General features: G+C 66.4%; 7 protein-coding genes. 1 reads left to right on the top strand and 6 read right to left on the bottom strand.

The genetic code is table 11. The annotated features are described in order from the left end of the window. Positions 1 to 999: 999 nt before the first annotated feature. The 5 genes from ABD747_RS21285 to ABD747_RS21265 all read right to left on the bottom strand — a co-directional run bounded on the left by ABD747_RS21285 (position 1,000) and on the right by ABD747_RS21265 (position 4,878). A complete protein-coding gene (locus ABD747_RS21285; protein ID WP_344808396.1) occupies positions 1,000 to 1,977 on the bottom strand; it encodes a hypothetical protein in 978 nt (325 codons plus the stop codon). A gap of 894 nt (positions 1,978 to 2,871) precedes the next feature. After that, positions 2,872 to 3,123, bottom strand: a complete 252-nt coding sequence (locus tag ABD747_RS21280; RefSeq protein ID WP_344808394.1) for a hypothetical protein — start codon at positions 3,121 to 3,123, stop codon at positions 2,872 to 2,874. A 166-nt stretch (positions 3,124 to 3,289) separates the two neighbouring features. Next, positions 3,290 to 3,721 (bottom strand): hypothetical protein, encoded by a 432-nt coding sequence (locus ABD747_RS21275; protein WP_344808392.1) that lies wholly within the window; start codon positions 3,719 to 3,721, stop codon positions 3,290 to 3,292. Between the two features lie 515 nt (positions 3,722 to 4,236). Beyond that, entirely contained in the window at positions 4,237 to 4,422 is a 186-nt protein-coding gene (locus tag ABD747_RS21270; protein ID WP_344808390.1) for a DUF1918 domain-containing protein, read from the bottom strand. 27 nt (positions 4,423 to 4,449) lie between these two features. Next, the gene (locus ABD747_RS21265) at positions 4,450 to 4,878 is read right to left on the bottom strand and encodes a VOC family protein (RefSeq protein ID WP_344808388.1); all 429 of its coding nucleotides are present in this window, start codon (positions 4,876 to 4,878) and stop codon (positions 4,450 to 4,452) included. A 299-nt stretch (positions 4,879 to 5,177) separates the two neighbouring features. Here ABD747_RS21265 and ABD747_RS21260 point away from each other — a divergent pair, with 299 nt between their 5' ends. Then, positions 5,178 to 5,537 (top strand): TfoX/Sxy family protein, encoded by a 360-nt coding sequence (locus tag ABD747_RS21260; RefSeq protein ID WP_344808404.1) that lies wholly within the window; start codon positions 5,178 to 5,180, stop codon positions 5,535 to 5,537. A gap of 449 nt (positions 5,538 to 5,986) precedes the next feature. On the opposite strand, the gene ABD747_RS21255 is transcribed toward ABD747_RS21260, so the two are convergent. Continuing rightward, on the bottom strand, positions 5,987 to 6,910 hold the full coding sequence (locus tag ABD747_RS21255) for a hypothetical protein (RefSeq protein ID WP_344808386.1): 924 nt from the start codon (positions 6,908 to 6,910) through the stop codon (positions 5,987 to 5,989).

The raw sequence follows: 6,910 nt of genomic DNA, 5'->3' as shown, positions 1-6,910 counted from the left end.
GGCACAGGTCCGAAAGGGCAGCCGGAAGGGAAGGGATGCGTGCCCGATCCCCCTGCTGCGCGAAGCGCCCCGAAACGAACAGCGGAATGGTTTCCCAAACTGCGCCCATTAGGCCACCGTGGTGGGTCGGTCGTGCGTCCTCTTGCGGAACGGTCACCGTTAACGAGTCCATCGTCATCGCTGACGGAGTGGCCGAGCCAGGTCGGGCGCTTTCTCCGGCAGCACCCTCCCCCCATCGCGTTAAGGGCGAATATGTCAGGTCCGGCGAGGGAGCTGGATCGGCCAAGACGGCGGCCGCGGCCAGGTCTGAGGAGTGCCGTGACGCGGTTCGGATGCGGTCAAGTGTCGCCGGGTGAAAGCCGCCTGCCCCCCGGCAGGCGGCTTCCCCTGACGAGCACCTCCCCAGTTGGGGACCCCGGGGCGTGCCTTCCTCAGGCAGCGCCGGGTAAGGGGAAACGCGGCGCAGCGTCGCTCAGCCTAGGGGACTGATCTGTCCACCGTGCGAGGAATGTAGAACTACCAACGGCGCACCATCAGTCACATCCTCGGGCTGCGGTCGCGCGTAACGGAGAACGAGCATCTGACTTCCGTGCTCCCCGGGGTTGATCGGGATCGTCAGCCGAAACATGCGGCGGGCTCCAGCCAGCCGGCCGATGTCTAGCCCGTGAGGGGCGCTTCTTCGGCGCTGACGGAGGCACCGCGCCCGTGGCCGGTCATCGACGGTGTCGGCCGGCGAACCGCGCGTTCAGGATGCCGTTGGTCTGGACTGCTCTGCCGGATGCTCGACCGCCCGCCCGTACATCCGCACCGTGTCGGCGATCAGGGGAGATGGTGCTCCGGTCACTGTCGCGGCTGGGTGGCCGCCGTTTGTGGTGGAGGTCCTGCTCCGCACCCTCGCCGACACTGAACAACCGATGCTCATCACCCGTACAGGCCGGCAGACGGTCAGCCCGTAGGGGAACGTAGGGCGCCGAGGTCACGGCGTGAGGGGTGCGGCGTTTATTCGTACATGACGTACTCGGGCGGTGGGTGGAGGGCGAGGACTTCGCGTGGGCTCATCAGCCGGCCGTGGTTGCGGCGGTCCTCGGTGAAGAACAGTTTGAACCCGGCGTGGACAAACGTCGGGGTGGTGCGGTTGACGGCCCGGTAGGTGGTGACCTTCGGGCCGGGCGGGCCGAGACCGTCGACGGACTTGATCGCCGCCACACCCGGATGCGGTCTCAGCCGGCTCTCGCGGCGGACCACGCTGCGCGCCACCTGGTGGTAGACCAGCACCTTCTCCGGCAGGTCGTGGGCTTGCGTGAGGTCGGACAGGTAGGCGGCGACGCGGTCAAGCTCGGCGCCGGTGGTGTGTCCGTACGCGCGTCCGGGCACCTGTCCGGGGTCCATCGCCCATTCGGGGTCGAGGGCGATCCCGACGTCGGGCTCGGTCAGCCATTTGCGGTAGGCCTTCATCTCGGGCAGAAACTCTGAGCGGCCGGGTTGGATGTTCAACAACAGCAGCGCCCGGTGACGCCGCGCCGCCCGGAGATAGGTCTTGATCTGGTCATCGTTGATCCGGACCCGGTACGTCCCGTCCCTGCCGGGACTGGCCTGGACGACGGTCGCGATCACCTCCAGCACCGGCAGAATGTCACGGCCGGCACGGTAGGACGGAGCACGTTTCTCCAACTCGGCCACCCGCTGATCCAACGGCCCGGTGCCCAATCGGCCCAGGGTGGCGGCGCCGGTCAAGCCGGCATACCCGACCAGTCGATACCGGGGGAAGACCTTGCGGCCACCGCGAGGCAACTCCAGCTGATGGGGCGACGGGCTCGAGGTGGCCGTCTGCGCCGTGCCAGGGGTCGGGGAGGTCGCCGGCGGCGCTGCAGACGTCACCGCAGCTGACCGGCTGGACGCGGTCGGCGCGGCAGCAGACGGGTCTGGTTCGGCGCCGCCGCCGCTACTGCAGGCGGCAACCGCCACCATCACGGCCATCGCAACGGCATACCTTCTCAAATTCCGCCTCCGGGCTCCATCGACGTGGCGGGTTTCGCCTCGAGCCGGATGACTACCCGTGGACGACTCCGTCCACCCGCTCCCCCACAGGACGACCGAACGGGCTGACGTCGATGACGCGGCACGCCGGGGATGCCTGCCCCCTTTGCGCTGCGCACCAACACAGGCATAGACCACGGCATGAACCGCGTCAATGAAACCGGTGCCCTCGCCAGCTCATACCTGTCCTGTTCAGGACATGACCTCAAGCCGCCACCAATTCGGTACCGGGGCAGCCCCGGATGGCCCTACGCTAAACGCATCACGAGGAAGACCCCCCGACTTCCTCACGACCAAACCGGTGAACTCCATGACTTGGAACCACCGCGCTGGTCGCTCGTCGATGGACGGTGGCTGCCAGGACGGTCAACCCCCAGAACTCTCCCGGCAGCCCTCCATCCGCTGGTGCTGACACAGCGGACAAACGACGAGACAAGTGAGGCCGCGGCAGTGGATCCCCAAGCGGCCGCCGCGGCCCACCCGTGCATCGATGTGACCCGACCCGTCTCAGCTGCGCGGCTCCCCTTTGACCGGCGCGGACGTGGCCGGCTGATCTCCCCGGATGTTCGATCCCCCAGCGATGCACTTCCCCGGGTTGAACCTTAAACGTTTTCGTTCCTCAGGGGAAGAACATGTCCAGGTGCGGCCATCCCATCAGCGAACTCGCGAAGTGAAGGACCCTGAAGGCAATGCGATCGGTTGTCAGCCCGCGGTGTTGAAGGGCATGGCTGAGGCCGTTCGGCAAGCCCGCCCGCGCCGCGAACACGCCGCCGCGACCTCCACCGGCCCGACGAATGTCGCCAGTGTCCGGGACCGTGTGGCCGCCAGCGACGTTCAGCGCTCGCGTTCGGAGTCGTCTGGCCGGACGCCGCGTCGCAGGTCTTCCCCGCGGCTGTGCTGCACGCGCGTGTCGGCGGTCTGCGAGGACAACCGGTCATTGTCATGCTCGCTTTCGGTGTTCGCGGAGCGGTCATGCTCGTCGGCGGAGGGGCGGAGGGTGGCTGCGGCACTGGTGAGCCGTTCGTGGACCTGCCGGACGATCGTGGCCGACGAAGCCGCGCCGTGGGATTCTGGAGCGGTCGTCACGTCGTCGGCGTCTACTGACACCGCCTCGGAGTTGTCGGGTCGGCGTCGAAGCCGATCGGGTTGAGCGACACGCGATGCGGCCAAGACGACTATCTCAACTGCACAGAGCCGCGGCGGACGGGTGACCGAGCTTGTCCGCGCACGTTGACGGCAGGAATCAGCGGGATCAGCGGCGGGCTGAGAGCACGATGCCGGCTCGTTCCAGCTCGGCCTCAATCCGTATCCGTTCGATGTCGCGTTCCGGGCCGGCCGTCCTCTTCCCGAGGTCATGGGGGATGTCCAACATCGCGCAGGCCTGCATCAACAGCTGGTCGTATGCGACCCGGTTCGCCAGTTGATGTGTCGCCGAACGCTGCTGGTCGGTCGCAACCGCTACGCGCAGCCGGCGTAGATCCGCGACTAATTGCTCGATGGGTCTTCCGCCCAGGTGAGGCGTCGAAGTAGCGCCTCTGTCTGAGGGAAGTCGATCATCGTGGTGCTCATCCCAACGGCCTGATAGAAGATCGTGGAGGGCGTTGGCGATCAGCGGCACGCCGACCAAGACAGCCGAAGCGATAATCGTCAGCCTTACTTCCTTCTTGTCCACCGGTGCGACCACATCGCCTAGGTTGGGGGCGTTACAAGCACGTGTCCTTGCCCTCCAAGGTACTAAGCCTTTGATACCGGTGCCGTCGGATTGGCCCGCCAAGACTGCTCCATCCGTCCGCCCGGAGCCGACCTGCGGTGATAGCCGGGGCTCGGCGGCAGTTCCCCGCGGCACATCCCGCAGCACCGACCATCACTGCGTGCGTCCCGCACGACCGACGACGAGCGGGGCATGATCTTCCTCGACGCCGAGCGTCCTGCTGATGGCATTCGTTGGGGCCGTTAATGGGCAAGCTGGAGGTGACCGGTGGTAGTCGGATCTGAAGGTGGAACGTTTATGATTCATATGTATGGCGCGGAGACCCGTCGTCGGCGATATGTGGTGTCGAGGGCAGGTAGTCGCAGTTAACCCGTTGACGGCGCCTTGCTCACTCTGCGGGCAACAGACCGACTGATCCGGCACGAATCCTCAGCGTCGCGGCGATACCGAGCAGCTGCAACGCCCAGCCGTAATACGGCGACCGGGAGCTACTCCTCCGGGCGCAGGTGCGCGTCCGGACCCGGGTATGTCAGGCCTTCGTGACCGTCGGCCCAGAGCACCACGTACGGCGGAGCGCCATGCTCTCCCCGCACTTCCACGATCTCGCCCTCCCGGGGTTGGAGGCCGACCTTGTTGCCCTCCACCACGAGATGGTCGCCCTTGTTGGCATGCATGGCGCAAACCTCCCGCCGGTAATCCGCTCAGCTGCTCGTCACGTCCGTGCCGTCGGACAGCACAGGCGAGATGAGCCCGAACACGTTCCCGTCGGGGTCGAGGAGATAGCCGACGCGGCCGACGCCCGCCATGTCCGCCAGCGGCAGAGCCTCGGCGCCGCCCAAGTGCAGTCCCTTCGCGAAGAGCTCATCGATGCTGCCGTCGACACCGACGACAAAGTTGCAGCCGTTTATTGCCGCACCGGGCTCCGGAGGCGGACCCTGACGCTGGGTGAGGCCGCCGTTGATGCCACTGCCAGGGCGGTTCATCCCGATGGATCCCTCACCGGTCTCGATGGACCAGTACGGCATGTCGCCGAACTGCGTGAACTTCCAGCCGAGCAGTTCGGTGTAGAACTCGATGAGCCGCTGCGGCTCGGACGCATGGATCTCGAAATGCACGACGAGGTTCGCCACGATGCCCTCCACAAGGCTGACAGGACCGACCGGACTGACGTTACGCCGTCGGCCCGACACTCTCCAGCAACGCGTCGGCCGGGTGCACCTGCCACCCGGCCGAATGGGTTGTCCATGCAGCTCCTTCCTACGGTTGTGCGGCTCAGCGCAAGTCGACGATCTTCCCGAGCAGCCCGTGGCTGCCATCCGCTGCTCCACCGCGGCGAGCACACCTTCTGCGTCATCGCCATCGACGCGCACTCCACTCGCTACATCGATGTCGAAACCTAATAGAGTTGCCCGTACCGGGGGTGATCACTATGCAGATTCCACGACCGACCGACGCGGACAAGCAGCGCTTCCGGCACCTCGTGCCCGAGGACCCTCGGATTGAAATCAAGCCGATGTTCGGCAACCTGGGAGCATTCATTCAGGGCAACATGTTCATGGGATTGTTCGGGTCGGAGATCGGGGTCAAGCTCAGACCCGCCGACCAAGATCAGGTCCGAGCCGCTGGCGGTACGTCATTCGGCCCCTCGGAGCGGCCGATGAACGGGTATGTGAGTCTTCCTGGTGCAGCCCGATCGGATCAGCTGGAAGCCTGGATCGCTTCGGCACTGGCCTATGTCAGCGAGCAGCCGCCCAAGGCACCCAAGGGACCCAAAAGACGGAGGACGTAGAGGTACCGGCGGGACGGACCGATCCAGCGACCGCAGGAGTCGTCCGACGTACCAGTCCCCTTAAGGCGACGCGCCCTCCGACACTGGCCCACCGCGGCCAGAAGCGTCGACCGCCATCGGTCACACCTCCGCTCATCTGATGCGCGATTCGTTCATCGGATGAGACGAGACGGCACAGCTCTGACCAGGCAGTCCATCGCCGCGGGGGCGCCGGACGGCGTCGACTCGAGCCCAACGGTGCCGATTTTGGGCAGATCAGTGCCGGTGCTTATTGCTGGCAACAGCACCTATTCGAGGGAGGCGAATGCTCCTGGTTAGGGGTGATGGCCAAGACCACGTGGATCGCGGTCAACAGCCCGCAAGGGAGCCCCAGGACGAGCGTGCGCCGAGTAGCGAGGTTCCGACCTGTGCTCGAACCCGATCTTCTAGCGGGGGGCCAGGGGGGATGGTTAGCGTGAGTGAGCTGGTCGGCGGATCTGACCGATGATGGCGCCGATCGTTCCACACAGGACGGTGCACAACGGGACGACGAGCAACAAGAGCAGCGAGGCGGCCAGTCCTTCTCCCATCCAGTAGGTGGCGACGCTGGCGTGGCCGTGGCCTGCCGCTTCATCGAGCTGGCCGGTGTCATAGGGACCGTTGGCGGTGACCAGCGCTTGCAGGGTCGACAGGATGAAGGCGGACAGTCCGGCGACTACCGCCATCGGCCGGACGACTTCGATGCCGACGCGCAGACCGCCCGGCCGGCGGGCGGACAACGCGCCGGTCGCTGTGGGAAGCGCGGCGACCGCGATCAGCGGCCAGCCGTGGAGGTTCAGCCAACCCGACGCGAACAGGGCCCAGACCAGACCAACCGCCAGTCCAGTGAGCACAGCCCAGCGACGGCCAGGGGCTGATGATTGGCGATTCTGCGCCGCGGCGCGAGCCTCAGCCACCGCGGGCACCGCGTAGCAGCCGAGGACGAGCGCGACGACGATCAGGAATGTGGGCGTTCGCGCATTCATGATCAGGCTCGGATAGGCGGCGATACTGGCCACGACCAGCCCCGCACAAACGGCCACGGCGCCAAGGAAGGCGGCCAGGCTAGGTCGATCCAGTCGACCTGCCAGCCGGCCACCGATCATGGTCCGGACACCGCCGAGCACGAAGCTCCACCGGTCGCTACGACTGTCGATCGCGGCAAGCTCAGCGCCGAGGGCGCGTCCCCATTCGTTCCGGTCAGCGGGCAGACGGCGGCATGCCAGCCTCAACAGCACGCTGGGCAGGTCATGATCAACACTCGGATCGCGACGCTCAATCGCGACCCTGAGCGTGGTCGCGGCGAGCCAACACGCGACGACCAGCGCCACAAGTACGACAAGATCGATCACCAT

Source organism: Microlunatus ginsengisoli (genome assembly GCF_039537205.1).
In the GTDB taxonomy this organism is placed as follows: domain Bacteria; phylum Actinomycetota; class Actinomycetes; order Propionibacteriales; family Propionibacteriaceae; genus Microlunatus; species Microlunatus ginsengisoli.
Note: the sequence above shows the minus strand (reverse complement) of the source record. Positions and strands in the feature narration are given on the sequence as shown.

What these genes read in the sequence shown, in the direction of transcription:
- ABD747_RS21285 (WP_344808396.1), bottom strand. Translation starts at nt 1,977, where the DNA reads ATGGCCGTGATGGTGGCGGTTGCCGCCTGCAGTAGCGGCGGCGGCGCC.
- ABD747_RS21270 (WP_344808390.1), bottom strand. Translation starts at nt 4,422, where the DNA reads ATGCATGCCAACAAGGGCGACCATCTCGTGGTGGAGGGCAACAAGGTC.
- ABD747_RS21260 (WP_344808404.1), top strand. Translation starts at nt 5,178, where the DNA reads ATGCAGATTCCACGACCGACCGACGCGGACAAGCAGCGCTTCCGGCAC.
- ABD747_RS21255 (WP_344808386.1), bottom strand. Translation starts at nt 6,910, where the DNA reads ATGGTGATCGATCTTGTCGTACTTGTGGCGCTGGTCGTCGCGTGTTGG.